This is a genomic window from Aeromonas mytilicola subsp. aquatica (assembly GCF_044336385.1).
Taxonomy (GTDB): domain Bacteria; phylum Pseudomonadota; class Gammaproteobacteria; order Enterobacterales; family Aeromonadaceae; genus Aeromonas; species Aeromonas rivipollensis.
Genome location: NZ_CP172298.1, coordinates 1,039,296 through 1,062,917, shown reverse-complemented (window position 1 = coordinate 1,062,917; position 23,622 = coordinate 1,039,296). Strand labels below are relative to the sequence as shown.

The window sequence follows — 23,622 nt, the reverse complement described above, 5'->3', positions numbered from 1 at the left end:
CCTTAATCCTTTGCCTCCACCTGCTTGGGATCCTTGGTGCGTACGCCCCAGATGATCAGACCAATGATGAAGAATGCACTCGGCGGCAGCAGCAGCAGGCCGTTAGGCACATACCAGCCACCATTGTTCACCAGCGGCAGCAGCTCGATGCCGAACCAGGTGCCTGACCCCAGGATCTCGCGCACTGTGGCCACGGCCAGCAGCACGGCGCCATAGCCCAGACCGTTGCCGATGCCGTCCAGGAAGGAGGGCAGCGGGGCGCTCTTCATGGCATAGGCTTCGGCACGACCCATCACGATACAGTTGGTGATGATGAGGCCGACGAACACCGACAGTTGCTTGGAGATGTCATAGGCATAGGCCTTGAGCACCTGGTCAACCACGATAACCAGAGATGCAATCACCGCCATCTGGGCGATGATCCGCACGCTGTTCGGGATCTGGTTGCGGATCAGGGAGATGAACAGGTTGGAGAAGGCGGTGACCGCGGTAACGGCCAGCGTCATCACGAACGCCGTCTTCATCTGGCTGGTAACGGCCAGCGCGGAACAGACACCCAGCACCTGCAGTGCGATGGGGTTGTTGCCGAGCACAGGCGTCAACAGCAATTTTTTCATTTCGCTCTTGTCAGCCATTGTTGATTTCTCCTGCACGTACCTTGGCCAGGAAGGGACCGAAGCCCTTGGGGCCCATCCAGAAGTCGAAGGTGTGCTGTACGCCATTACCGGTCAGGGTTGCGCCAGACAGGCCGTCGATTTCATGCTCGGAACCAGCCGGAGCATGGCCCTTGATCACCCGCAGCGCAGGCTGACCGTCCTGATCGAACAGCTTCTTGCCGACGAACAGTTCGCGCCAGGCCGGGTTCTCGATCTCGCCGCCCAGACCCGGGGTTTCACCGTGGTCATAGTAGGTGATGCCCTTGATGGTCTGGCCATCGGCCGCGACCGCCACGAAGGCATACATGGTGGACCACAGACCCTGGCCGTAGATCGGCAGAATGATGTTGTCGACCTTGCCTTCTGCATCCTTCGCGAAGAACACCGGGATCAGCTTGGAGATCTGACGCAGACCGGCCTTGTCGTCGGCAGGTGCCAGACGAACACTCTTGGCCGGATCTTTGGCCGCCAGCTTGGTGTCGAAGTTGTCGGCATCGCCGTCAACGAACTCACCGGTGGCCAGATCCACCAGACGCGCTTCAATCTTGTCGCCATACAGCTGGGCCAGGTCACGCTTGGCCACAGAGCTGACATCGACACCGGCAACGGACAGTATGTTGCTTTGCTTGTCCAGCGCCTTGTTTTCCAGCTGAGCCGGACGCAGACCCACGGCGGCCACGGAGACCACGATGGAGCAGACCAGACACAGACCGGTCACTACGGCGAGAGTGCCGATGGTAGAGTCTTTATTAAACGCCACGTGCGATCCTCCGCTTGATGTTCGCCTGCGCCACGAAATGGTCAAACAAGGGGGCAAACAGGTTGGCAAACAGAATGGCCAGCATCATGCCTTCCGGGAACGCGGGGTTCACGACACGGATCAGCACGACCATGACGCCGATGAGGGCGCCGTACCACCACTTGCCCTTGTTGGTAAAGGCGGCGGAGACAGGATCGGTCGCCATGAAGGCCATGCCAAAGGCGAAGCCGCCCAGCACCAGATGCCAGTGCCACGGCATGCTGAACATGGGGTTGGTATCGGAACCTATGACGTTGAACAGCAGGGAGGTCGCCACCATGCCGATCATGACGCCGGCGATGATGCGCCAGGAGGCGATCCGCATGTAGACGATCATGGCCGCACCGATGAGGATCATCAGGGTGGAGACTTCACCGATGGAACCCGGCAGGTTGCCGAGGAAGGCATCCATCCAGCTGATGGCTTCGCCGGTGGCACCGTTGATCAGCGCCATCTGGCCGCCCTGAGCCCACTGGCTCAGCGCAGTCGCGCCTGAATAGCCGTCAACGGCCACCCAGACGGCATCGCCGGAGATCTGGCCCGGGTAGGCGAAGAACAGGAACGCACGACCCGCCAGGGCCGGGTTCAGGAAGTTCTTGCCGGTACCGCCGAACACTTCCTTGGCCAGCACCACGCCGAAGGTGATGCCGAGCGCGGCTTGCCACAGGGGCAGCTCGGGCGGCACTATCAGGGCGAACAGGATGGAGGTCACGAAGAAGCCTTCGTTGATCTCGTGCTTGCGCACCATGGCGAACAGCACTTCCCAGAAGCCACCGACCAGGAACACGGTCAGGTAGATGGGCAGGAAGTGGGCCGCACCGATCAGCATCTTGCTGCCGATGCTGGCCACGGCCGGATCCAGCGAGGCACCCAGCAGGGTCGCTATGGTGTATTGCCAGGTATCGGCACCGGCCGCGCTGCCCAGATGGGCGATGGCGGCGATGGACTGGTTGCCGACGTTGTACATGCCCCAGAACATGGCCGGGAACACGGCCAGCCACACCATGATCATCATGCGCTTCAGATCGATCGCATCACGGACGTGGGCGGCATTGCGGGTCACGGACCCGGGGGTATAAAACAGGGTATACGCCGCCTCGAACAGGGCATAGTACTTGGCGTACTTGCCACCCGGCTCGAAGTGATGTTCCATATTTTCAAGAAGTTGCTTGAAACTCATCGCTTAACCTTCCAGTTCTATCTTGGTCAGGCACTCACGCAAGACTGGGCCGTACTCTGTCTTGCCTGGGCAGACGAAGGTACAGAGCGCCAGATCTTCCTCATCCAGCTCCAGGCAGCCGAGCGCTTGTGCGCTGTCGGTGTCGCCGGAGACCAGATCCCGCAGCAGCAGGGTCGGCAGGATGTCGAGCGGCATCACGCGCTCATAGTTGCCGATAGGCACCATGGAGCGATCACTACCGTTGGTGGTGGTAGTGAAGTTGATGAGTTTGCCCTTCATCAGATGAGAGAGGGTGGTACGGGTGATGGAGAACTTGTCGGCACTGGGTTTGACCCAGCCCAGGAACTCTTTCTCACGACCTTCACCCAGTACGCTCACCTGATTGTGGTAGCGACCCAGGTAGTCATGAACCCCTTCGGCCTTGGCACCGCTGAGCAGGGAACCGGAGATGATGCGATTCTCGTCCGCACGCAGCTCGTTGTTGGTCAGCTGGCTGATGCAGGCGCCCAGACGGGTGCGCAGCAGGCGCGGCTTGATCACGTTCGGGCCGGCCAGGGCGATCACCTTGTCGGTGAAGATCTGACCCGTGGTGAACAGCTTGCCGTAGGCGATCACATCCTGATAGTTGATGTGCCACTGCACTTTCTTGGCACCGACCGGGTCCAGGAAGTGGATGTGGGTACCGGGCAGGCCGGCAGGGTGCGGGCCGACAAACACGGCTTCCTTGACCTGGGCCAGGGAGGCGTGCGGCAGGCTGGCTTCGCCCTTGCAGACGTGGACTGTGCCATCGGTCAGGCGGCTCAGCACGGCCAGACCGTCGAGGAAGGCCTGGGCCTGTTCCTTGATGATGATCTCGGCGTTGGCGGCCAGCGGGTTGGTGTCCATGGCGGTGACGAAGATGGCACGCGGGGCAGAGCCCACTGCCGGCACCTTGCTGAATGGACGGGTACGCAATGCGGTCCATTGGCCTGATGCGACCAGGATTTCCTGCACCTTGCTGCGCTCGAGCTGTGCCAGCTCGGCAGACGCAAAGTGTTCAAAGGTCACCTGTTCGTCAGAACCATCGATGTCGATGACAACGGATTGCAGAACACGCTTGGCACCACGGTTGATCTCAGAAACCACACCGGTGGCAGGGGCCGTGAATTTAACGCCGGGATTCTTCTTATCTTCGAAGAGCTCCTGACCTTTAATGACGCGATCACCTACTTTGACGAACATAGTAGGACGCATCCCCACGAACTCTTCGCCGAGTGTAGCAACACGGGTGATGGCCGGGCCATCGTAGATTACTTGCTCCGGAGCACCCAGCACGGGGATGTCCAGTCCTCTTTTAATTGTAATCATACTCACTTGCACTACCGTTAAGGGAAGACAGGTTGGTTAGCGCCGAGAAATACATCACGACGAGTTGTTGAATGAGCCCGTCAACATCGCGGTAAAATGTCGATAAAACAAACAAATCAGCAACATACAGGATCATTCAAAAGCGACTGAGTTTACCACCTTAGACAAGTCGGTCGCCACGCCAAATGGGGAAAATCCCCGTCCTATCACAAAATTAACCTCCAATGAATATTTCCCTTCCATCCCTGCAACCCGTGGTTTTAAAGGATTCTTTGTTTTACTACCCATATGGAGGTAATTTCACTTGCCTCAAAGGTTGATTAGAAAAAGTAATCATTACCCCGATCCAATGCGCTCTGGGCCGGGGGCTAGCGCCCCGGCCCTGTCGTGATAATTTTGTTAATTAATCGACAATTGGGTAATGAAAAGGTCAATGGCTCAGGCAAAGGGGGACTTGCTGACACAGCCCGGAGTCTTGGGGGCCTGCTCCCGGGCCTGCCACTCCGCCTCGGTATAGGTATGCAGCGCCAGCGCATGGATGGCCCCTGCCAGCTCCTCTGCCAACACGCCGTTGACCTGACGATGGCGCCCCAGCAGGCGCTGCCCCTCGAAGGCCTGGCTCACCACTATGACCTTGAAGTGGCTCTCGGATCCCGGCTCCACCCTGTGCATGTAGCTCTCGTTGATCACTTCCAGATGACTGGGGGACAAGGCGGCGGCCAGTTTGGCCTCTATCTGTTGTTGCATGCTCACGGGCAAGACTCCCTCGTTGGATATCCGGCCATTGTAGCCAGGGTTGCATGCCGGATGCATCAGGCCAGCTTTAAATAGAGGAAGGCCGGTGCCTCCTCGCTGCGGGCTGGTGAAATTCTCCGTCGCCGCTAGAATAGCGCCACTTTCCCTGCCTGCCGGGCAACACGGTGCGGGCAGGCGTCATCTATCAGCAACACGTTGGACTCTCTCTTATGCAAACCCTGCTCGACACTGCCCATTGTCGTCTGACCCTGTATCGCTACCCACGGCAGAGCCAGGATCCCCTGCAGGCCTGGGATGCGGCGGACGAGTACCTGATCAACACCCTGGCCGAGGATCCGCTCGAGCAGGATGGCCCCGTCATCATCATGAACGACGGCTTCGGCGCCCTGGCCGCCTATCTGCACGGCCATGGCCCGGTCTGCGTGAGCGACTCCTACATCAGCGAGCAAGCCACCCTGGCCAATCTCGCGGAAAACGGGCTTGAGGCGAGCGGGATCACCCTGCAGGATGCCCTGGCCCCGCTTCCTGCTGCCCCTGCGCTGGTGGTGATCAAGGTCTCCAAGTATCAGGCGCTGCTGGAGCAGCAACTGCTGGCATTGCGTGCGGTGGTCACCCCGGCCACCCGCATCCTGGCCGCAGGCAAGGCGAAAGACATCCACAGCTCCACCCTCAAGCTGTTCGAGAAATACCTGGGGGAGACTCGCACCTCGCTGGCCTGGAAGAAGGCGCGCCTCATTCACTGCGAGCCGCAGGCCGATCGCCCTGCCCTGACCAACCCCTTCCCGACCGTCTGGCCGCTGGAGGGCAGCGACATGCTCATCCACAACCACGCCAACGTCTTCTCGCGCACCAGCCTGGATATAGGCGCCCGCTTCATGCTGGACAATTTGCCGATCCACAGCGCACGCAAGGTGATAGACCTTGGCTGCGGCAACGGGGTGCTGGGTCTCTCGCTGCTGGCAAAAGACAGCGAGGTGGAGGTGACCTTCATCGACGAATCCCACATGGCGGTCGCCTCGGCGCGGCTCAACGTCGAGCACAACCTGCCGGACGCCCTGCCGCGGGCCCACTTCATGGTCAACAACTGTCTCGACGGCGTAGCGGTCGGGGCAGCGGATCGGATCCTCTGCAATCCCCCCTTCCATCAGTTGCAGGCGATCACCGATCACATCGCCTGGCAGATGTTCACCGACGCACACCGGGTGTTGCCTCAGGGGGGTGAACTCTGGATAGTAGGCAACCGTCATCTGGACTATCACAACAAACTTAAGCGCTTGTTTGCCAACGCACAAGTCGTTGCGTCGAACAGCAAATTCGTTATTTTGAAAGCCATCAAACGCTAAAGATAAAGCTAAAGGAAACCCATGATGAAAAAGTCACTCTTGCTGCTGGCCGCCCTGATACTGGGTGGTTGTGCCACCCACTGGCCGGAGACGGCGTTGCTCAATCCGCAAGTCATCCCCTCCAACCAGCAGTACTACTCTGGCAACCGCATCACCATGGAAGGAGTAGACAAGCGCGAGGCCGCCTATGTCTTCTCCATCAAGAAGAAAGAAAAGGCTCCCGTGCTGGTCAACAGCAGCCAGCCCCTCAACAACCTGCTGGCGGAAAAACTGGCGGAAGGGTTGCGCAGCCAGGGCCTCGAAGTGGGTAACAGCGGCACCACCAACCTGACCCTGGCCATCTCCACCGCCGCGGTCACGGTCGAAGAGAAGACCTTCACCTATGTCACCAAGTCCAAGGTCAGCCTGCAGGTGATCGCCGACTTCCAGGGCAACAAGCTGACCAAGCAGTTCAACATGTCATCCAGCAAGGAAGAGCCGGGTGAGCCGACCATGGCCGATCTGGAGTCCACCCTGAACCAGCAACTGGGCAGCGTGCTGCAACAGATCATGGCCGACGAGGCACTGCGCGGTTATCTCAAAGGCCAGCCTAGCTGAGCAAGGAGCATATAAATGAAGAAACTCTGGTTACTGGCCACCCTGATCGCCCCCCTGGCGTTCGCCGGACAAAAAGTCCAGATGGAGACCAACCACGGCAACATAGTGGTGGAGCTGGCCCCCAAGCAGGCGCCGCAGACGGTGAAGAACTTCCTGCGCTACGTGGCGGATGGCAGCTATGACGGCAGCCTGTTCCACCGGGTGATCCAGAACTTCGTGGTGCAGGGCGGGGGCTACAATCAGCAGTTCCAGCCGCTGCCGACCTTCGATCCCGTGGTCAACGAGTCCAGGGGCGGCCTGCCCAACAAGCGTGGCAGCATCGCCATGGCCCGCACCCAGGCGGTCGACAGCGCCACCCGCCAGTTCTACTTCAACCTGGTGGACAACGACAACCTCAACGCCAATGCCGGCGCCGGTTATACGGTGTTCGGCCAGGTGGTGCAGGGCATGGAGGTGCTGGACAAGCTGGCTCAGGTCCAGACCGGCTACAGCTCCATACTGCGCGCCAACGACGTGCCGACCAGCCCCATCATCCTGAAAAAAGTGGTGCTGCTGGCGGACAAATAACGCGGGGCGGATCACATTCCACCACCGCGTTGCCCGGGTCACCGGCGCCCCTTTCTATACTCTGGCCTTGTCCGATGTGCGCGGGACATGGCCAGGCAGAGAAAGGAGGTTCCGGTGACTTGTCACGATTACATTGCCCAACACGCCATTGAGCTGGCTCAGGCGGTTCGTCACTTTCTGGCACGAGAAATGCCCTATCGGCAGCTCGAGGATCTGAGCTGGCAACTCCTCTCGCGCTGGCAGGCGCTGCCCGCCATCCCCATTGACAAAGTACCCGCCACCGAGCAGGAGGGGGTGTTCTGGCACCTGCTCCACAGCCTGCACCTGTGGGACGAGCATCAGCTCATCACAGACACCTGGCTGCGTCAGCAACTGATGGCCTGCGCCAGCTTCCTCGTGGCCGAAGGGCCCTGTCCGCGTCACTGCATCGGCTCACGACCCTGAATCCCGGGCCGCCCCGTTCGGCTTGCCTTGGCTATCCCCCTCGAACCTGACAAAATGACCCCCTTTTCTCTGAGGAGTCAGGCAGTTGAACAATCTCCGCCCGCCCAGCCACACCCCGGACCGCGCCACAAGCTGGCGAGACGCCCTCGCCGTCTATCTGGAAGCGCGGGTACTCACTCTGTTTGCCATGGGCTTCTCCTCCGGCCTGCCCTTGCTGCTGGTCTTCGGCACCCTCTCGTTCTGGCTGCGCGAAGCCGATGTCAGCCTGACCGACATCGGCTACATGAGCTGGGTGGCGCTGGCCTATGGCTTCAAATGGCTGTGGTCCCCCCTGGTGGATCGACTGCCGCTGCCGCTGCTCTCCCGGCTGCTGGGACGACGACGCAGCTGGATGCTGCTCTCCCAGGTGCTGATCGCCCTCTCCCTGGTGGGCATGGCCAATTGCGATCCCAAGACCCAGCTCGCCCAGCTCGCCCTGTTCGCCCTGCTGGTGGCGTTTTGCTCCGCGACGCAGGATATCGTCATCGATGCCTACCGCATCGAGTCGGCACCTGAGCGGCTGCAGGCGGCCATGGCGGCTTCCTACATGACGGGTTACCGGCTCGCCATGATAATGGCGGGGGCGGGCGCGCTGGCGCTGGCGGCCTGGCTTGGCAGCAACGACAGCTACGACTACCGCGGCTGGCAGCTCACCTACCTGCTGATGGCGGGACTCATGTCCCTCGGCGTCATCACCACACTGCTCAGCCACGAGCCGGATATCGACCTCCATCGCCAGAACGAGCAACAGATGGAGCGCAAGGCGCTGCTGCTCGAGCGGGGCTGGCCCAAGACCCTGGCCGGGCTGGGCGCCTGGACCTATGAAGCCATCTGGTGCCCCTTTGCCGATTTCTTCCGCCGCTACGGCGGCTCGGCCCTGCTGATCCTGGGGCTCATCGCCTGTTATCGCATCTCGGATGTGGTGATGGGAGTGATGTCCAACAGCTTCTATGTGGATCTGCAGTTCAGCAAGACGGAGGTGGCCACCATCACCAAGGTGTATGGCGTCATCATGACGCTGGTGGGGGCGGCCCTGGGGGGCGTATTGGTGATGCGCTTCGGTACCTTGCGCATCCTGTTTCTCGGCGCCGTGCTCACCGCCAGCACCAATCTGCTGTTCGCCCTGCTCAACGAAGTGGGTCACGATCTGGAGCTGCTGACCCTGATCATCTCCCTGGACAACCTCAGCGCCGGCATTGCGACGGCGGCCTTCGTGACCTATCTGTCGAGCCTGACCAACGTCGCCTTCTCGGCGACCCAGTACGCCCTGTTCAGCTCCATCATGTTGCTGATGCCCAAGCTGCTGGCGGGTTTTTCCGGTCAGGTGGTCGAGCAGATCGGCTACAGCAGCTTCTTCGTCGGCACCAGTCTGCTCGGCATCCCTGTCATGATACTGATCATCATGGTTGCCAAACGAGGCGATGCTTTGTTACCACAAGCGGACAAATAGCAAGCGTTTGCGCCATTTTGGGGGTGATTAGATTCACAAAACCGGACAAAGTTCCCTGGCTCTTGTTTATCCGATGAATTTATTTGGCTAGAATCCCTTCCGCTCCTTGTGGGCAGGCTACGGAAAACCTCAACTAACGCACAAGAGACCAATAAAATGGCCAAATTTACCAAGACTCTGATCGCTGCCGGTCTGCTGGCTGCATCCGCCACTCCGGCCCTTGCTGCCGATTACAGCGGCGACATCCACAAGAACGACTACAAGTGGTTCCAGTTCAACGTGATGCACACCATCGATCAGCTGCCCTACAGCGAATCTGAAGGTGGTTACAACGATACCTACTTCGAAATGGAGTTTGGTGGCCGCTCTGGTATCTTCGATCTGTACGGTTACGTCGACGTCTTCGACATCTTCCAGAACCGTCACGACGACAAGCACAACCAAGACAACCTGTTCATCAAGTTCGCACCGCGTATCTCCATCGATGCCATGACCGGCAAAGATCTCTCCTTCGGCCCGGTGCAGGAAGTCTACATCGCCAACCTGATCAACGTGGGTGGTCCGGATGGTCTGTTTGAAGCCATGACCGGTCTGGGTGCAGACGTACAAGTGCCCTGGTTCGGCAAGGTTGGCATGAACCTGTATGCCCGTCACGTCAACGAAGGCGGCGGCGAGCAGGGCTGGAACGGCTATCAGTTCTCCATGAACTGGTTCAAGCCTTTCTACACCTTCTCCAACGGCAGCTTCGTAGCCTATCAGGGTTACCTGGATCACCTGTTTGATGCCAAGGACACTTCCACCGACGGTACCGCCATGTTCAACGGCCTGTACTGGCACTCCGACCGCTACGCCGTCGGTTACGGTCTGAAGTACTTCAACGACATCTATGGCATCCAGAACGGTTCCTACGGTCTGAAGACCACTGGTTTCGGCCACTACTTCTCCGTGACCTACAAGTTCTAATCGAACTCGTCACACGGACACAAAAAACCGGAGCATCTGCTCCGGTTTTTTTATGGCGCTTCCTCGATGAGGGGAGTGGCCAGGGGCCTCCCCCTTCATCATCAATCGCGGAAGTTCTGGAACTGCATCGGCTGACCCAGCTCTGCGCCACGCACCAGTGCCATGGTCTCCTGCAGATCGTCACGCTTCTTGCCGGTGACGCGCACTTCGTCACCCTGGATGGCGACCTGCACCTTGATCTTGGAATCCTTGATGAGCTTCACCAGCTTCTTGGCGATCTCTTTCTCGATCCCCTGCTTGAACTTGACGTTCAGGTGGAAACGCTTGCCGGAGTGAACGCTGTCACCCACATCCATTGAGCTGTTCTCGATGTTGCGCTTGAGCAGGGCTGCGCGCAGGATCTCGACCATCTGCTTGAGCTGGAAATCGGCGTCGGCTTCCAGCTTGACCTCTTCCTTGTTCAATTCGAAGCTGGCTTCCACACCACGAAAATCGAAACGGGTCGCCAGTTCACGATTGGCGTTATCGACGGCGTTCAACACCTCGTTCATTTTGACTTCAGAGACAATATCGAATGACGGCATAGCCGGGCTCCTCATGCTGTACTTCAGGTTGTGCTGACAAAGGGGCAAATCTACCAGAAAACCGGCAAATTTGCTGATTTCAATGGGATTGCTCTGCTAGAATCCCCTGCGCACAGGAATGGCGAGACCCGTTAGTGTCCGCCGAGCGACATCTTCACTTATCCCCGGTAGCGAGTTGCTCGGAACGCAGCCACTACCCTGATTGAGCCTCTCCATGCCAAGCGGATTACGCGACAACAACCTGAAAAACAGCCGACACCCCTCCTCCCCTCACTGGTCATTGCTGGGCTGCGGTGCCCTGGGCGGCGTCTTCGCCTCCTTGCTGACCCAAAGTGGCCAGCCGACCCGTGTCCTGCTGAGCGAGCGGCACCGCGCCACCCTGCACCCCGGCATCGATTTCACTTCCCTCGAGGGCCACACCCAGTTGCTCGCCATCGAGCGGGGTTTCATCGACAAGCCCGGCACCATCCAGCGACTGCTGGTGATGACCAAGGCGGGTCAGGTGGTGTCGGCCCTGACGCCCCTGGTAGGCAAGCTGGCGGCAGGGGTTCCCATAGTGCTGCTGCACAATGGCATGGGCATAGCCGAACAGGTGGTGCAGCTGTTTCCGCATAACCCCGTCATTGCCGGTGTCACCAGCCACGGCGCCATGCAAAATGGCCACTTCGTGTTCCGCCATACTGGCAAGGGCGAAACCTGGCTCGGCCCGATCAATGAGGCCGCCAAGGCCCATTCCGCCCTGGCAGACCAGCTCGCCACCGCTCTCGGTCAAGCCGGCTGGGATGAGCAGATCCTGACCCGCCAGTGGCAGAAGCTCGCCATCAACTGCGCCATCAATCCGCTCACTGCGCTTTACAAGCTCAAGAATGGCGAGCTGGCCGGCCCGCGCTTCGCCGATGTGCTGCAACAGATCTGCGTGGAAGTGGCTGACGTGATGCAGGCCGAAGGCCAGCCGACCGGCAGCGACGAGCTGCTGCGCCGGGTGATGACTGTGGTGGAACTCACCGCCGACAATTACTCTTCCATGTATCAGGACATGGAGCAGGGGCGTGAGACCGAGATCGAGGCCATCACCGGCTTCCTGCTCGGCAAGGCCGCCGCCCACGGCATAGCGGTGCCGGTCAATCAGGGCCTCTATCAGGCCGTCAAAGAGAAGCGCTGAGCAGAGCGGCACTGCGGGCGACGAAGGAGTGCAGGATGACAGTACTGGTATTGGTAGCCCCGGGGTCGGAAGAGATAGAGACGGTCGCCATCGTCGACACCCTGGTGCGCGGCGGCATAGAGGTAGTGCTGGCCTCCTGCTGCCCGGCGGGAGCGCGCCAGATCCGCGCCTCCCGCGGGGTACAGCTGGTGGCGGACTGCCATCTCGATGAGCTGACCAGCCGTGACTTCGATGCCATGGTCGTGCCGGGCGGCCTGCCCGGCAGCGAAGTGATCCGCGACACTCCCCTCGCCATCGACCTGCTGAGAGAACAGGCGGCCCTCGGCCGCTGGCGCGCGGCCATCTGCGCCGCCCCCGCCGTGGTACTGCACCATCACGGCTTGCTGGGGGATGCCAGCGTCACCTGTCACCCGGGCTTTCAGGCCCGCCTGCCCGCCGCGCAACTGAGCACGGCCCGGGTGGTGCGGGATGATGCCCATGGTCTCATCACCAGCCAGGGCCCAGGCACCGCCATCGAGTTTGCCCTCGAGCTGGTGCGGGTGCTACGCGGTGATGAAGCCGCCCGCGCGGTGGCCGGGCCCATGGTGCTGCCCCCCTCGGTCTTGCCATAACCGCACCAAGCATTCCCCTTGGAACGACAGAGCCCCCCTTGCCACTGGCAAGGGGGGCTCTGTTATGGGCAGACTGGCAAACTCTGGCACCGATTACCCGCTTGCAAAACCACGCTCTCTTGCGGTCTAGGGTGTCAGCGCCTGCGCCATCTCCGGGGTGATGACCTCCCCCAGCAACTCGCGCACGTCACCCACAGTGAAGATGTTCCTGCCCTGGGCGTATTGTTCCGCCAGCAGCTGGTTGCAACGGGTCAGCCGTTCGCTCGGCTTGGCCCACTGCTCGGGCGGCAATGGTTCACTCCAGGCCGCCAGCTCGGGATGGGCGGCGAAGTAGCGTTCGGCAAAGCGCTGCTGCAAGCGGCTCTGGATATTGATGCGCAGTATGCCAAAGCGGGTCCCGTTAAGTTCCCACCAGAGCCTGCGCAGGGGGGAGAAAGCGCTGCGGGGTATCTTCCGCTCCCTACAGAACTCCTCAATCATGCCGTCAAAAGTGACCGGGGCCGGTTCGTCGATGGCTTCGGGCCCCTCTTCCATATAGCGGCGGATCATCTCCCACTCGCCGGCCCCCACCTCCTTGCTGAGGGTGCCGACGTTCATACCGGACCAGAAGTGGCCGGGTCGCTCGTCCGAGTTGATACCGAAAAACAGGCTCGCCATGGTCATGACACCACTGACCGACACCGCTGAGCCTTCCCCCACCATGGCGCACATCTCTTCCCAGGGGAAAATCCGGACTTCGGTGCGCTTGGTGCGCTTGTCCCAGCGAGACAGCATCACCTCGCGGCGCTGGCGGTGAAAGCGAAAGGGCAACACCCGGCGCAGCTGCTGCTGATGCTCCCATATCAACTTGCCTGTAAATAGCAAGGCAAAACCGGGCCCCATTCCTAGTAACACAACGGCACCCAGCAGATTCATCCAGCTAAACTCCATCACCCATTGGTCTGCCCCGACCCAAACCTCCTTATATAATCCAGCCCAGACGCCAGCCCAGCCCTGTCCATCACTCATCCCATTGTCGGGGGTCCCCAAAATACAACGGAGAAAAGAATCAATCCAAGAACCCAGAACAAATACATCAATTGGGTTTGCAAAAGTGAGCCACCAGCCCCACCCAGCTCGATATAGTGGGGGAGCTTCTTGGTCAGCCAGTCGGCACGGCGCACCGGCGGCACATTGGTCATCACCGGCAGAGGGCTGAATACGGTACGGGCGCCGAAGCGCTCCTGCCGGTGCTGGCCAGCAAAAAACGGCAATGCTGAGTGTTTCATCCGTTCTCTATATCGATGCTGTCAGGTTGGTGGCAGTCACATCCCGCCAACGATGGTATCCATTAGGGTGTCAACGCCTGAGCGGCCTGCGGGGTTATCTCTTCCCCCAACAATTCACGCACGTCACCCACAGTGAAGATGTTCCGGCCCTGGGCATATTGTTCCGCCAGCAGCTGGTTGCAACGGGTCAGCCGCTCGCTCGGCTTGGCCCACTGTTCGGGTGGCAATGGCTCACTCCAGGCTGCCAGCTCGGGATGGGCAGCGAAGTAGCGCTCAGCAAAGCGCTGCTGCAAGCGGCTCTGGATATTGATGCGCAGTATGCCAAAGCGAGTACCGTTGAGTTCCCACCAGAGGCGGCGCAAGGGGGAGAAGGCGCTGCGGGATATCTTCCGCTCCCGGCAGAACTCCTCAATCATGCCGTCAAAGGTGACCGGGGCCGGCTCGTCGATGGCCTCGGGCCCCTCTTCCATATAACGGCGGATCATCTCCCACTCGCCGGCCCCCACCTCCTTGCTGAGGGTGCCGACATTCATGCCGGACCAGAAGTGGCCGGGTCGCTCGTCCGAGTTGATACCGAAAAACAGGCTCGCCATGGTCATGACACCACTGACCGAAACGGCTGAGCCCTCCCCCACCATGGCGCACATCTCTTCCCAGGGGAAAATCCGGACTTCGGTGCGCTTGGTGCGCTTGTCCCAGCGAGACAGCATCACCTCGCGGCGCTGGCGGTGAAAGCGAAAGGGCAACACCCGGCGCAGCTGCTGCTGATGCTCCCATATCAACTTGCCTGTAAATAGCAAGGCAAAACCGGGCCCCATTCCTAGTAACACAACGGCACCCAGCAGATTCATCCAGCTAAACTCCATCACCCATTGGTCTGCCCCGACCCAAACCTCCTTATATAATCCAGCCCAGACGCCAGCCCAGCCCTGTCCATCACTCATCCCATTGTCGGGTGGCCCCCAAAATGCAAAAGAGAAAAGAACGAATCCCAGCACCCAGACCGAATACATCAACTGAGTTTGAAAGAGAGAGCCACCAGCCCCACCCAGCTCGATATAGTGGGGGAGCTTCTTGGTCAGCCAGTCGGTGCGCCGTACCGGCGGCACATTAGTCATCACCGGCAGGGGGCTGAATACGGTGCGGGCGCCGAGGCGCTCCTGCCGGTGCTGCCCGGCAAAAAACGGTAATGCTGAGTGTTTCATACGTCCTCGTTATCGGTTCAGCAGGGGTTGCAGCTGGGCCACTATCTTGCCACGGGCCAGGGGGAAGTTGTCATCCTCATCCAGCGCCTCAACCTGGCTCCAGCCCGGCTCATCCCCGGCCAGCGTGGCCTCTTCCAGCCCCTGAAGCTGCTGGAGATTCAGGGAGAAGCGCAGCCCCCCTTGCTCCTCAAACAACTTGTTTCCCTCCACCGTGGTGACAGAGAGCACCAGATGCAGCCACTCCATGCGACGTCTGCTGACATCATCCTGGGGCCAGTCGAAATCGAGGCGGGTATACAACCCTTCCTGAGCCACAGGTGCGGTCTGGCGAAAGTGGTTGGTGAAATCGACCAGCTTGCCCTCGCTTTGCACCAGGACGGCGAGGCGAACCTGTTCGGGGGCCGTCATGGGCAGCAGGATACGCAGTTGGGTCAACACCCGCTGCTGTACTGGCACATCGACGATGGTGCCCACCATCAACCGCTGCTGCGTCTTGGTCTCGGTGTTGTACTTAATCCTCAGGCGCGGGGTCTGCATCACCTCTTGCCACTTGCGCAGCTGAATGTCGTACTCCCACTCCTGGTTGGCATGCAGAAATGGCAGCATGCCGCGCTTGCCCCAGCGGGACTCGCTGACCCAGCGCATCAGCGGGGTCGAGGTGAGGAAGTTGTAGGCCAGTTCGCCGCCGAAGATCAGGGCGCTGGCCAGCCACATATAGGGGTTGAAGCGCACCGCGAAGCGCAGCGTGACGGCGGCGGCCCGCTGCCAGCTGATCTCTCCGGCGATGGCGGCCATGGTCATCCGGCCCCCGGCCAGAGCAACCTTTCCGCTGGCGTATGCCTGCAAGCCATCGCCGCTCAGAGTGATCGCAGAGGCGACCATGGGCTCCCACTCCCCCCGACTCCAGTGGCGAGCTATCTGTGACGCTTGCTTATAACCATCTGCTGTGGCCGAGAACATACCAAAGATCGCCACCCCTGTAGTACCTAAGGTGACGATTCGGCCAGCGGTTTTGAGACTGCTCTCTGCTCCCTCCTTGAGCCAGCGACAATAGGCAACGGTGCGCACCACCTCGACGCCAAGTGCCAGTGCTGCGCCAGCCAGCCCCACGCTGGCGGAGATGAAGTCAGCATTCTGAGTACTATTTTTCTTACTCTTATGTGCCAGATCCCCTGCCGTCTTGGCAAAGTTGAACCAATTGGCCACCAGCACCACCAGACCCAAGCTGCCGCTGAGGGTCGCCCCGCCCAAGGCGGGTCTGGCTGCATTGCCAAACAGCACCTGATTACGCAACGCAGCGCGACTCAAACGCAAGTGCTCTTCTATCTCGGTCAGGGGCGCGCCGCTGGCCTTGATCACGATATGGGATAAAGGGTGGGGCTCGCCGGGGCGGGCAACCGGCTGGCTGTGTGCAAACACCTGCTCGCGCAGCGCCGCACTTTCACGCTGCACCGCGGCCCACTCGGCATTGGCGCGAGCTCTAATCTTGCTGTCGGTGGGCGTACTCTTGCTCGCCTTGTTGTATTCGCGGGTGGCAGACTCAGCCCGTTTGCGCAGCGTCTCCAGCGTGCCCAAGGTTTTTTGCTGCCACTGCGCGTAAGCAGCGTCACTCTGAGCGCCAATATCGAGGGTAACGGCTGCATTCTTCGCCTGACCCAGCAGCATGGCAATGGTGCCGGGTCTGACATGGCGCAGCAGGCTATCTGCCTGCCCCTGGGCCGCATGTATCCGCTCGGCCATCTTTTTCAGCTCGGGGATCGCCAGACGGCCAAGTTCCGACGCCAGCCTGCCCATGGAGCCTTGCAACTCAGCAGGGACGCTGTCTATGAGCTTGAGATGCACCCCTGCCATCTGCGCCTGAAACTCCTTGAGGCCAGCCAGGCCATCGATCAGTGCACTGGTGCTATCCTTGACCCCCAGCGCGTTGTTGATGTCCCCTGCAAGCCCGTCATAGTCTTCAACGGTGGCGATATTGTCGGCGTTGGAGACCCAGAGATGGGTGGTCTGCTCACCCAGAGTGGCGAAAAATGCACTGACTTTCTGCCTGTGTTCCGGATCGTCCCCCAGACCGAGCAACCAGTGATACTCCAGATCCAGCCGACGTTTGAACTGCTCCTGCACCTCTTTGTCATAGACGGGAATGGCCGTGTAGGCCGCTGGCAGCATGGCAACCCTGTCAGTTTCGAGCTGGAAACAGGTTTCCCGCCAATGGGTAATCTTGGCCTGAGCCGGCCCGTACCAGGCGCTCATGGCCTCCTCGTCGATACGCTCCAGGATCCCTCGAGCTACCCGCATGCCCATCCAGCTTTCGCCGTAGAGCAGGTCTTGCTTCTGCTCACCGGCGCGGTCAAACATCGCCTTTAGCTCTTGACTGGAGACGCCTGCCTCCTTTGCCATCACGTCGTTCTTGGCCAGCTCGGAACGATAGGCTTCGAACGTCTTTTTATCGCCAAACGGCGAGGCACTGGGGCGATTCATCTTCTCCAATGCGGCTTCATAGTCTTGCTTGGCCTTCCAGTAGTCGCGATAGCGATTTTCCAACGCGTTGGGATGGGCCTTGCTGTATTCGGCCAGCTTTTGATTGTCCGCCGACTGCATCAACAAGAGGTCATCGCTCATCTCAATCAGCTGAAGCAACTGAGCGGCGGCAAAGTAATCAGCCCGGTTATAACCTTCGGCCATCCATTGTTCTTCTTGCTCCACCATCGCCTGATAGGCGCTGGCCAACTCGGTCATCAGACCGATCGGATCCTCCAGCAGCAGGATGGCGGCCTCCCCCTGGTAAGCAGGCAGTATTTTGCTGGTCAATACGCTAGCACTTTGCGTTTTTGGCAATTGGGTCAACCAACACCATTGCTCGGTTTTGGCATGAGTGCTTTGCTGCGGGTGTACCTCTGCAAGATGCTTCTCAAGCTGCTCAGGCGGCAGCAGATGTCGAGATCCATTTTGACAATCGAAGCTACCCAGCTGACAGCTCTGCATCATCTTTTGACGCAGCTTTGAGGAGCGCAGTAACTGGCCTTGCAGCTTGGGCGAGATCTTGGTGCGACTGTAGAGCACCTGCACAGAGCCGGAACGACTGACCACTATGGTGGAATCCGATTCCTGATAAACAAACTCCTCCTTGTCCGAGGCGGATGTCAGCCCTTTCTGCTCCAGCTTGGCGACGACTCCGTTATCCGCCAGTTGATAGGCATGGATGATATCTGGGCGCTTGCTGTGGATCAGGTAGAGATAGCTCGTCTCATCAATCAATCGGATCCCGACGGGGCGGTACTTGATGTTGGCAGCATGGTTGCTGGCTATGGCCGGGTGGACCGTTTTCTGTTCAACCAACGCATAACGAACCGGCAATAGTTGAATCTTGTTTTTCTTCAATGGGCAAGCTTTGGCGCCCCCCTGAGCATTGGCACTGCTGGCAGCAGCAGCATCTTGATTTGCACTCATATCTCAGTTCCCATTCTGTGTTGCGCTTCGGCAAGTTCGGCTGCTTGCTCAATTCTCTGTGAGGGGGTAAGTGATGAAACACGCATGATCAGTACAGTGATGGCGGGATAAGCGTCACTCTCCTTCCAGGCAGTGCCGAGGTAGCCCAGTACATTGAAGAAAAACAGCAGGTCCCTTGTACTTTCGAACCCTTTGCCATAGCCCCATTCAGCCCACTCTGCGACCCACTGAGGAGCATCAACCTGTTCACCAAGACGTTCGGGGAACCATTTCTCCATATGGCGCCAGACATCATTTAGGGTGTTCAACCAGGTTACCTCTCCAAGACGTGCCCACTGGGCGTCACTCAGACGCAGCGACTTGCCAACTGGCAGCTCCAACTTGGAAACCTTTTTGTTCCACCATTCGGCAGGGGAGTGTGGGCGTCGAAGTCTGTGCACAGGGATCCATACCTGCTCAATACCCTGCCAAAGCCAAGGCTCGTCATCGATCAGTAAGCGGAACATGCCATCGGGTTGAGCCATCTTGAGCAAAATGCGACTACCGTAGGGGCTTTCAACCTCGATCAATTGGCGTAGCCGCTCAGCGAGTGGTAATAACGGGAGACGAGAGGAAAGGAGGTATCCCCACTCCTCTTCTCCGTGGGAATACCAGTTAAGCAGTGCTGGTGACGCCTCAACCAAGCAGGGAGAGGCTTCTCGCAGGGCATCCCAAGGTGCATAAAGATATATAGGTTGATAAACAGGGCTATCGGTTACCTCAAACAGCTGCCGTTCAAGCTCGGGGATCTGCCCGCCATCGAGCAACAGATAGAGGTGCTCCCCTGTGGCCAGCTCAAATGCGGGCAAAACCATTACGGGTTCACCTGTCTGGCCAGTTGCTCACAAATTTCGCACACAGGTTCGGCAGACTTGAGCGTCGCAATCTGACGTGCGGGGTCCATGGGAGGCGGCGGCGCCACCACTTCAACCGCGCCGGGCTGGATCGGCATCTGGCCACCCCAGCCAGAACCCGACCCCGGGCTGCCACCTGAGTTCATCTTGATGGAACCGCCCGAGAGGGTGACGCCGCTCGGGTCGATTTTGACAAAACTCCCCCCCACCTTGAGGGTCAGCTCAGCCCCCGCTTCCATCACTATCTTCATGCCCGCCTTGTGGTGCACTTCACTGGCCGCTTCCACCAGCAGGGACTGGCCCAGCTTTTGGTGCAGACTGGCATCCAAGGTCAGGGAGTAGTCCGCCTTGATCTGGTCCCGCTTCTCCCCCTCCACCGTCAGGTGGTCATTGGCCTTGATGCGGGTCACCCGCTCATTGTCGATGTCCCTGTGCTCGTCGTGTTTGATATGCCAGGCCGCATCATTTTCGATGAGCAGGTTCAGGTCTTTCTGACCGTGGATATAGATCTCTTCCTGCCCCGTCTGGTCTTCGAAGCGCAGCTCGTTGAAGCCCTCCCCCTGATGGGTCTCGGTGCGCAGCACTGTGCGGGTCTTGTTGGCTGGCAGTTCATAGGGCGGCCGATTGGTGGCGTGGAAGGTGCGGCCCGTGATGATGGGCTGGTCCGGGTCCCCTTCGAGGAAAGAGACGATTACCTCGTGGCCGATGCGCGGTATGGCCATGATGCCGTACTGGCCACCCGCCCAGCCCTGGCTCACTCGTACCCAGCAGGAGCTCATATCGTTGCTAGAACCGTAGCGATCCCAGGGGAACTGCAGCTTCACCCGGCCGTGCTCATCGCAGTAAATCTCCTCCCCCTCCGGCCCCACCACTATGGCGATTTGCGGACCATCCACCATGGGCCTGGCCGGCATCAGCGCTCGCCAGGTGGTGCTCGCCTTCACTACGCCAAATTCGTTGTGGTAGACGGTGGGGCCGCTGCCTCCCTCCTCTTCCAGCGCCTGTGGCTGCAAGCCGGTGTGGCTGATGCGCGCCACTTGCCAATCGGTGTTGAGCGCCCCGTTCGGGTGTTCGGTGAGGGCGAAGGTCTGGCCCGGCAGCAGGGCCGCGCAGTTGGACTTGCCACTGCCGGCGACGGCGTCGTTACGCAGGGCATCCAGCCGGTGTTGGGCAAAGGCCTTGCCGCTCGGGTCCAGCTTGTAGCGGCCCGGGTAGTCGAAGTGCTGGTAGGTATCGCGCTGGTGCGCAAGCTCTGCCCCCATCTTCTTGTGGGAGAGGCCGTAAGCCGGGGTCTTGAAGCTGTAGTCCTTGAGCTCCACATCCGAGGGGCGCACCGCTTCGCGGTAGTGGAACTGCCGCACATAGGGCCCTTGCTCCAGGGAGCGGTTGCCCAAGTTGAAGAAGAGCTCGGGGCCGGCGGTCAGGGCCGCCGCATCGTCGGCAAAGACGATGCGGTGCTTGCCCTGCTCGAACTCGTGGAAGTAGAACACCCCCTCTTCGGCGGCGAGGCGATTGACGAAGTCGAGGTCGGACTCCCGGTACTGGACGCAGTATTCCCGCTTGGCGTGCTCGTTCTTGAGCGCAAAGGCGTAATCTGTGATGCCGTGCTCTTGCAGCAGGATGCTGAGGATTTCGTCTGGCTTCTGCGCCTGGAAGATGCGGGAGTTCTGGCGAAGGGAGAGCCGCCACAGGGCCGGTTGCACCAGCAGCTGGTAGCGGGTGCGGCGAAAGCCGCTGTCCCCCTGCGCCATGTCGCTCACCACACCGCACACCCGGCGCTGCAGCTCGCCGTTGTACCACACCACGAGCTCGCACGGCTGGTCCAGCACGGCGCCGAAATCCACATCGGGCTCGGGGCTTGCCAGCTCAAGGCGCAGGCGAAATGGCTGGTTCAGCCCCTCTTCCAGGGCAAACTCGGCCACCACAAAGGTGCTCTCGGGCAGGGCCCCCACCTTGACGGTAAATTGTAATCCTGTGCTGTCTGCCATCAGTGACTCCTTATCCTGCCTGTCCGCTGCTTGCGCCTATCACCATGCAAGCGATGGCGAAGCTCCCATTGCGACGGGTTTGCCATCGAGGAGCAGATCCGGACTGGCGACAACTAGCTGAGAGGGGAAACCCTTAGTGGTCGGCACCTATGTCACCGAGCAATGCCATGGTGGGACACATCAAGGCCGGCCTCTGTTGTGTTTTGCCATCAAGCCGCCTTGCGGCCATATGGCAAAACACAAAAGCTCCGACCACATCCGGTTGAACGGGTCGGAGAAAGCTTGCACGGGTCTGGCGACCGCTGACACTGAAGGCGCCAGAACCCTGGGGTGCACTACAAAGGAATAACGTTGATAAAAAATCGGGGCTTATGCCTCGATGGGGGCACGCCAGTCATCGGCGCCAGAAGTGCCGGCCACTGTGTGTTCCCAGTCGATCTTGCGATAGGCCATGGAGACCTGGATCAGCTGGGTGAAGTCAGACTTCGCCGGATCCTGGCAGTGGGGCATCTGGCAGTCGATGTCGACTATGGTGGCATCGGTCAGCACGGTAGAGAAAAAGTGCTCCTGCTTGCCTTCCACCGAGGTGCGGTACCACTTCAGGGTCACTTTCGGCAGCATCTCGCCGGAGGCCAGGGAGTTGTACATCAGCGGCACGGCCTTGTTCAGGGCCACGGTGAACTTGAACGGCTTGTGGACACGCTGGCCAGCGGGCTGACCGGATTGCGGATCGGTCGGGACTGTGACGATGTGCTGGAACTCTTGTACCAGCATCTCGTCTTCGTGACCCTGCACGAAGATGTTGCCGACGGAGTCGGAGGTGAAGGCACCAGCGGTGATGTTGCCCTGGGTTTTACCTTCGATGCTGATATAACATGGAGTTGGCATGAGTTTGCTCCTGATGGGTTGAACGGTAATGACACTCGACCGAAACCATTAGCAGTGACCATGCCATTCTTTTAAATTGAGCAATTTCAATAGGTTACCATCTCACCACGATAATGCCGCAGCATATCCAGCGCAACAATTTGTGTTATTCAACGTTTTCGTCCACCAATTATTGCCTGACCAGTTCAATATTCCGTTTTTTGAGCAATTCGTTGCGCCATGCGGAAGAGATCACTGCTGCTCATCCACATTGGCAACGGATGCCAGCTCCACATTCAAGCGGACGACCCCCTGCTTGAGCGCCCAGGAGATGGCCTGGCACTTGCTGCTCGCCCCCAGCTTGATCACCACATTGTTCAGATGAAATGTCACCGTACGAGGGGTGATCCCCAGGATCTGGGCGATATCGCTCACCTGCTTGCCCTCCGCCGCCCAGCGGCATACTTCCAGTTCACGCAGGCTCAGGGCATCGTGAGGTGACGACCCCACCAGACAGATCCGTACCACGGCCTCGAAGATATGCATGGACAACCAGGTCAGTGAAGGCACGGCCGCCAGCCACTCCTGCTCGCTGCGCGGTTCACGGGTGATCAGGGAGAGCAGACCCACATGCCCGTTGGCGCCATGCCAGGGGAAGGTGATGCCGTCACGCAGCCCTGCCTCCTGCGCCAGCGTCATGACTGCCAGGCTCTGCTCATCACATGCCCCCTGCGCCATGAGCTCGGCCCACAGAATGGGCGTACTCTGCACCATGCCACGCTGCACGACGGGATCTATGGCAAAGAAATTTGCCTGGGTATACGCATCCACCCACTCTTGGGGGCAGCCATTGAAGATGATGACATCCGGGCGCTGTATGGTGCTGGGAAGCAACAGAGCCAGCCGGAAATAGTCAAAGCCTGCCTGTACCGTCAACTGGCGCAGCAACGCCACTATGGTGCGTTCATCGCTGGCCTGCTCGAACCGGGCGATAAGGTCTAATGCGTAGGTTGTATTCATGTGATCGAGTTGCTTATAAACGGTGACCATATTGTTTGGCATGAATCCCAATAGGGGCTGAATCACATGCCAACAAGTGGAAATGACACGCAACCTAGGCCTGAAGTGTGGGCGACCCGGAAGAGGCGGCGAGATGGCAGGCCCCAACAGAACAGGGATAACCAATAGAGAAAAATGCTACCAATGGTAAACAGGCAGCATCTAATATGTGAAACTATATTAATTACATATGATTAATATAGTGATTGCACTAAAAACAAGCCTTTTTCGCTTAAAACAGAGATCCTGATCACCGCAGTGCCTGAGCCTCCCAGGCAACCTTTTCGCAAAAACCTCGGGCTTTCCTGCCGCCGCCTTGACTGCTAACATGCGCCCCCTATGCCTGTTTTGCGCTCTGGCGTGACCGTCACGCCGCCCTAACCCCGCCCTTCGCGGC

General features: G+C 59.6%; 22 protein-coding genes. 8 read left to right on the top strand and 14 right to left on the bottom strand.

Annotated elements, in window-relative coordinates; translation table 11 throughout:
* Nucleotides 1–2 precede the first annotated feature (2 nt).
* From ACFWHB_RS05165 to ACFWHB_RS05145, 5 genes are all read right to left on the bottom strand, one after another.
* Nucleotides 3–635, bottom strand: coding sequence for an NADH:ubiquinone reductase (Na(+)-transporting) subunit D (locus ACFWHB_RS05165; protein WP_042654098.1), 633 nt, complete (start codon nt 633–635; stop codon nt 3–5).
* The gene (locus ACFWHB_RS05160) at nt 628–1,416 is read right to left on the bottom strand and encodes a Na(+)-translocating NADH-quinone reductase subunit C (protein ID WP_106886054.1); all 789 of its coding nucleotides are present in this window, start codon (nt 1,414–1,416) and stop codon (nt 628–630) included. The genes ACFWHB_RS05165 and ACFWHB_RS05160 overlap by 8 nt, the downstream gene beginning before the upstream one ends.
* Nucleotides 1,406–2,635, bottom strand: coding sequence for an NADH:ubiquinone reductase (Na(+)-transporting) subunit B (locus ACFWHB_RS05155; RefSeq protein ID WP_395949607.1), 1,230 nt, complete (start codon nt 2,633–2,635; stop codon nt 1,406–1,408). The genes ACFWHB_RS05160 and ACFWHB_RS05155 overlap by 11 nt, the downstream gene beginning before the upstream one ends.
* Nucleotides 2,636–2,638: 3 nt before the next feature.
* The gene (locus tag ACFWHB_RS05150) at nt 2,639–3,982 is read right to left on the bottom strand and encodes a Na(+)-translocating NADH-quinone reductase subunit A (RefSeq protein WP_111909909.1); all 1,344 of its coding nucleotides are present in this window, start codon (nt 3,980–3,982) and stop codon (nt 2,639–2,641) included.
* A gap of 438 nt (nt 3,983–4,420) precedes the next feature.
* Nucleotides 4,421–4,729 carry a BolA family protein gene (locus ACFWHB_RS05145; RefSeq protein ID WP_041204526.1) on the bottom strand — a complete coding sequence of 103 codons (309 nt, stop codon included), beginning with the start codon at nt 4,727–4,729 and terminating at the stop codon, nt 4,421–4,423.
* Between the two features lie 218 nt (nt 4,730–4,947).
* On the opposite strand from ACFWHB_RS05145, the gene ACFWHB_RS05140 reads away from it, so the two are divergent.
* The 6 genes from ACFWHB_RS05140 (at nt 4,948) to ACFWHB_RS05115 (ending at nt 10,141) form a co-directional block, all read left to right on the top strand.
* Nucleotides 4,948–6,081 carry a methyltransferase gene (locus ACFWHB_RS05140; protein ID WP_395949606.1) on the top strand — a complete coding sequence of 378 codons (1,134 nt, stop codon included), beginning with the start codon at nt 4,948–4,950 and terminating at the stop codon, nt 6,079–6,081.
* 24 nt (nt 6,082–6,105) lie between these two features.
* Nucleotides 6,106–6,678 carry a YajG family lipoprotein gene (locus ACFWHB_RS05135; protein WP_106886051.1) on the top strand — a complete coding sequence of 191 codons (573 nt, stop codon included), beginning with the start codon at nt 6,106–6,108 and terminating at the stop codon, nt 6,676–6,678.
* A 15-nt stretch (nt 6,679–6,693) separates the two neighbouring features.
* Nucleotides 6,694–7,245, top strand: coding sequence for a peptidylprolyl isomerase (locus tag ACFWHB_RS05130; protein ID WP_106886050.1), 552 nt, complete (start codon nt 6,694–6,696; stop codon nt 7,243–7,245).
* 114 nt (nt 7,246–7,359) lie between these two features.
* Entirely contained in the window at nt 7,360–7,689 is a 330-nt protein-coding gene (locus ACFWHB_RS05125) for a hypothetical protein (protein WP_106886049.1), read from the top strand.
* An 85-nt stretch (nt 7,690–7,774) separates the two neighbouring features.
* Nucleotides 7,775–9,178: an AmpG family muropeptide MFS transporter gene (locus ACFWHB_RS05120; RefSeq protein WP_395949605.1), complete on the top strand. Its 1,404-nt coding sequence runs from the start codon at nt 7,775–7,777 to the stop codon at nt 9,176–9,178.
* A gap of 156 nt (nt 9,179–9,334) precedes the next feature.
* Entirely contained in the window at nt 9,335–10,141 is an 807-nt protein-coding gene (locus tag ACFWHB_RS05115) for a nucleoside-specific channel-forming Tsx family protein (RefSeq protein ID WP_025327958.1), read from the top strand.
* 101 nt (nt 10,142–10,242) lie between these two features.
* Here ACFWHB_RS05115 and ACFWHB_RS05110 read toward each other — a convergent pair whose 3' ends face one another.
* Nucleotides 10,243–10,725 carry a YajQ family cyclic di-GMP-binding protein gene (locus tag ACFWHB_RS05110; protein ID WP_106886048.1) on the bottom strand — a complete coding sequence of 161 codons (483 nt, stop codon included), beginning with the start codon at nt 10,723–10,725 and terminating at the stop codon, nt 10,243–10,245.
* A 214-nt stretch (nt 10,726–10,939) separates the two neighbouring features.
* Here ACFWHB_RS05110 and ACFWHB_RS05105 point away from each other — a divergent pair, with 214 nt between their 5' ends.
* Both ACFWHB_RS05105 and ACFWHB_RS05100 read left to right on the top strand, forming a co-directional pair.
* Nucleotides 10,940–11,887, top strand: coding sequence for a ketopantoate reductase family protein (locus ACFWHB_RS05105; RefSeq protein WP_163136486.1), 948 nt, complete (start codon nt 10,940–10,942; stop codon nt 11,885–11,887).
* A 35-nt stretch (nt 11,888–11,922) separates the two neighbouring features.
* Nucleotides 11,923–12,498 carry a DJ-1 family glyoxalase III gene (locus tag ACFWHB_RS05100; protein WP_395949604.1) on the top strand — a complete coding sequence of 192 codons (576 nt, stop codon included), beginning with the start codon at nt 11,923–11,925 and terminating at the stop codon, nt 12,496–12,498.
* Between the two features lie 126 nt (nt 12,499–12,624).
* On the opposite strand, the gene ACFWHB_RS05095 is transcribed toward ACFWHB_RS05100, so the two are convergent.
* From ACFWHB_RS05095 to ACFWHB_RS05060, 8 genes are all read right to left on the bottom strand, one after another.
* Nucleotides 12,625–13,413 (bottom strand): hypothetical protein, encoded by a 789-nt coding sequence (locus tag ACFWHB_RS05095; RefSeq protein WP_395949603.1) that lies wholly within the window; start codon nt 13,411–13,413, stop codon nt 12,625–12,627.
* A gap of 89 nt (nt 13,414–13,502) precedes the next feature.
* Nucleotides 13,503–13,766, bottom strand: a complete 264-nt coding sequence (locus tag ACFWHB_RS05090) for a hypothetical protein (RefSeq protein WP_395949602.1) — start codon at nt 13,764–13,766, stop codon at nt 13,503–13,505.
* A gap of 62 nt (nt 13,767–13,828) precedes the next feature.
* Nucleotides 13,829–14,617: a hypothetical protein gene (locus tag ACFWHB_RS05085; protein ID WP_395949601.1), complete on the bottom strand. Its 789-nt coding sequence runs from the start codon at nt 14,615–14,617 to the stop codon at nt 13,829–13,831.
* 363 nt (nt 14,618–14,980) lie between these two features.
* Nucleotides 14,981–18,418 (bottom strand): toxin VasX, encoded by a 3,438-nt coding sequence (locus tag ACFWHB_RS05080; protein WP_395949600.1) that lies wholly within the window; start codon nt 18,416–18,418, stop codon nt 14,981–14,983.
* Entirely contained in the window at nt 18,415–19,272 is an 858-nt protein-coding gene (locus tag ACFWHB_RS05075) for a DUF4123 domain-containing protein (RefSeq protein WP_395949599.1), read from the bottom strand. Before ACFWHB_RS05075 ends, ACFWHB_RS05080 begins: the two co-directional genes overlap by 4 nt.
* Nucleotides 19,272–21,299, bottom strand: a complete 2,028-nt coding sequence (locus ACFWHB_RS05070; protein ID WP_395949598.1) for a type VI secretion system Vgr family protein — start codon at nt 21,297–21,299, stop codon at nt 19,272–19,274. Before ACFWHB_RS05070 ends, ACFWHB_RS05075 begins: the two co-directional genes overlap by 1 nt.
* A gap of 369 nt (nt 21,300–21,668) precedes the next feature.
* Nucleotides 21,669–22,187: a type VI secretion system effector Hcp1 gene (gene hcp1, locus ACFWHB_RS05065; RefSeq protein WP_025327970.1), complete on the bottom strand. Its 519-nt coding sequence runs from the start codon at nt 22,185–22,187 to the stop codon at nt 21,669–21,671.
* Nucleotides 22,188–22,418: 231 nt separating this feature from the next.
* Nucleotides 22,419–23,186 (bottom strand): LuxR family transcriptional regulator, encoded by a 768-nt coding sequence (locus ACFWHB_RS05060; protein ID WP_392416671.1) that lies wholly within the window; start codon nt 23,184–23,186, stop codon nt 22,419–22,421.
* Nucleotides 23,187–23,622: the final 436 nt, after the last annotated feature.

Coding starts and splice junctions, on each gene's coding strand:
- ACFWHB_RS05115 (WP_025327958.1), top strand. CDS start 9,335: ATGGCCAAATTTACCAAGACTCTGATCGCTGCCGGTCTGCTGGCTGCA.
- ACFWHB_RS05150 (WP_111909909.1), bottom strand. CDS start 3,982: ATGATTACAATTAAAAGAGGACTGGACATCCCCGTGCTGGGTGCTCCG.
- ACFWHB_RS05110 (WP_106886048.1), bottom strand. CDS start 10,725: ATGCCGTCATTCGATATTGTCTCTGAAGTCAAAATGAACGAGGTGTTG.
- ACFWHB_RS05130 (WP_106886050.1), top strand. CDS start 6,694: ATGAAGAAACTCTGGTTACTGGCCACCCTGATCGCCCCCCTGGCGTTC.
- ACFWHB_RS05090 (WP_395949602.1), bottom strand. CDS start 13,766: ATGAAACACTCAGCATTGCCGTTTTTTGCTGGCCAGCACCGGCAGGAG.
- ACFWHB_RS05135 (WP_106886051.1), top strand. CDS start 6,106: ATGAAAAAGTCACTCTTGCTGCTGGCCGCCCTGATACTGGGTGGTTGT.
- ACFWHB_RS05075 (WP_395949599.1), bottom strand. CDS start 19,272: ATGGTTTTGCCCGCATTTGAGCTGGCCACAGGGGAGCACCTCTATCTG.
- ACFWHB_RS05100 (WP_395949604.1), top strand. CDS start 11,923: ATGACAGTACTGGTATTGGTAGCCCCGGGGTCGGAAGAGATAGAGACG.
- ACFWHB_RS05145 (WP_041204526.1), bottom strand. CDS start 4,729: ATGCAACAACAGATAGAGGCCAAACTGGCCGCCGCCTTGTCCCCCAGT.
- ACFWHB_RS05165 (WP_042654098.1), bottom strand. CDS start 635: ATGGCTGACAAGAGCGAAATGAAAAAATTGCTGTTGACGCCTGTGCTC.
- ACFWHB_RS05140 (WP_395949606.1), top strand. CDS start 4,948: ATGCAAACCCTGCTCGACACTGCCCATTGTCGTCTGACCCTGTATCGC.
- ACFWHB_RS05095 (WP_395949603.1), bottom strand. CDS start 13,413: ATGAATCTGCTGGGTGCCGTTGTGTTACTAGGAATGGGGCCCGGTTTT.
- ACFWHB_RS05070 (WP_395949598.1), bottom strand. CDS start 21,299: ATGGCAGACAGCACAGGATTACAATTTACCGTCAAGGTGGGGGCCCTG.
- hcp1 (WP_025327970.1), bottom strand. CDS start 22,187: ATGCCAACTCCATGTTATATCAGCATCGAAGGTAAAACCCAGGGCAAC.
- ACFWHB_RS05060 (WP_392416671.1), bottom strand. CDS start 23,186: ATGAATACAACCTACGCATTAGACCTTATCGCCCGGTTCGAGCAGGCC.
- ACFWHB_RS05105 (WP_163136486.1), top strand. CDS start 10,940: ATGCCAAGCGGATTACGCGACAACAACCTGAAAAACAGCCGACACCCC.
- ACFWHB_RS05085 (WP_395949601.1), bottom strand. CDS start 14,617: ATGAATCTGCTGGGTGCCGTTGTGTTACTAGGAATGGGGCCCGGTTTT.
- ACFWHB_RS05080 (WP_395949600.1), bottom strand. CDS start 18,418: ATGAGTGCAAATCAAGATGCTGCTGCTGCCAGCAGTGCCAATGCTCAG.
- ACFWHB_RS05155 (WP_395949607.1), bottom strand. CDS start 2,635: ATGAGTTTCAAGCAACTTCTTGAAAATATGGAACATCACTTCGAGCCG.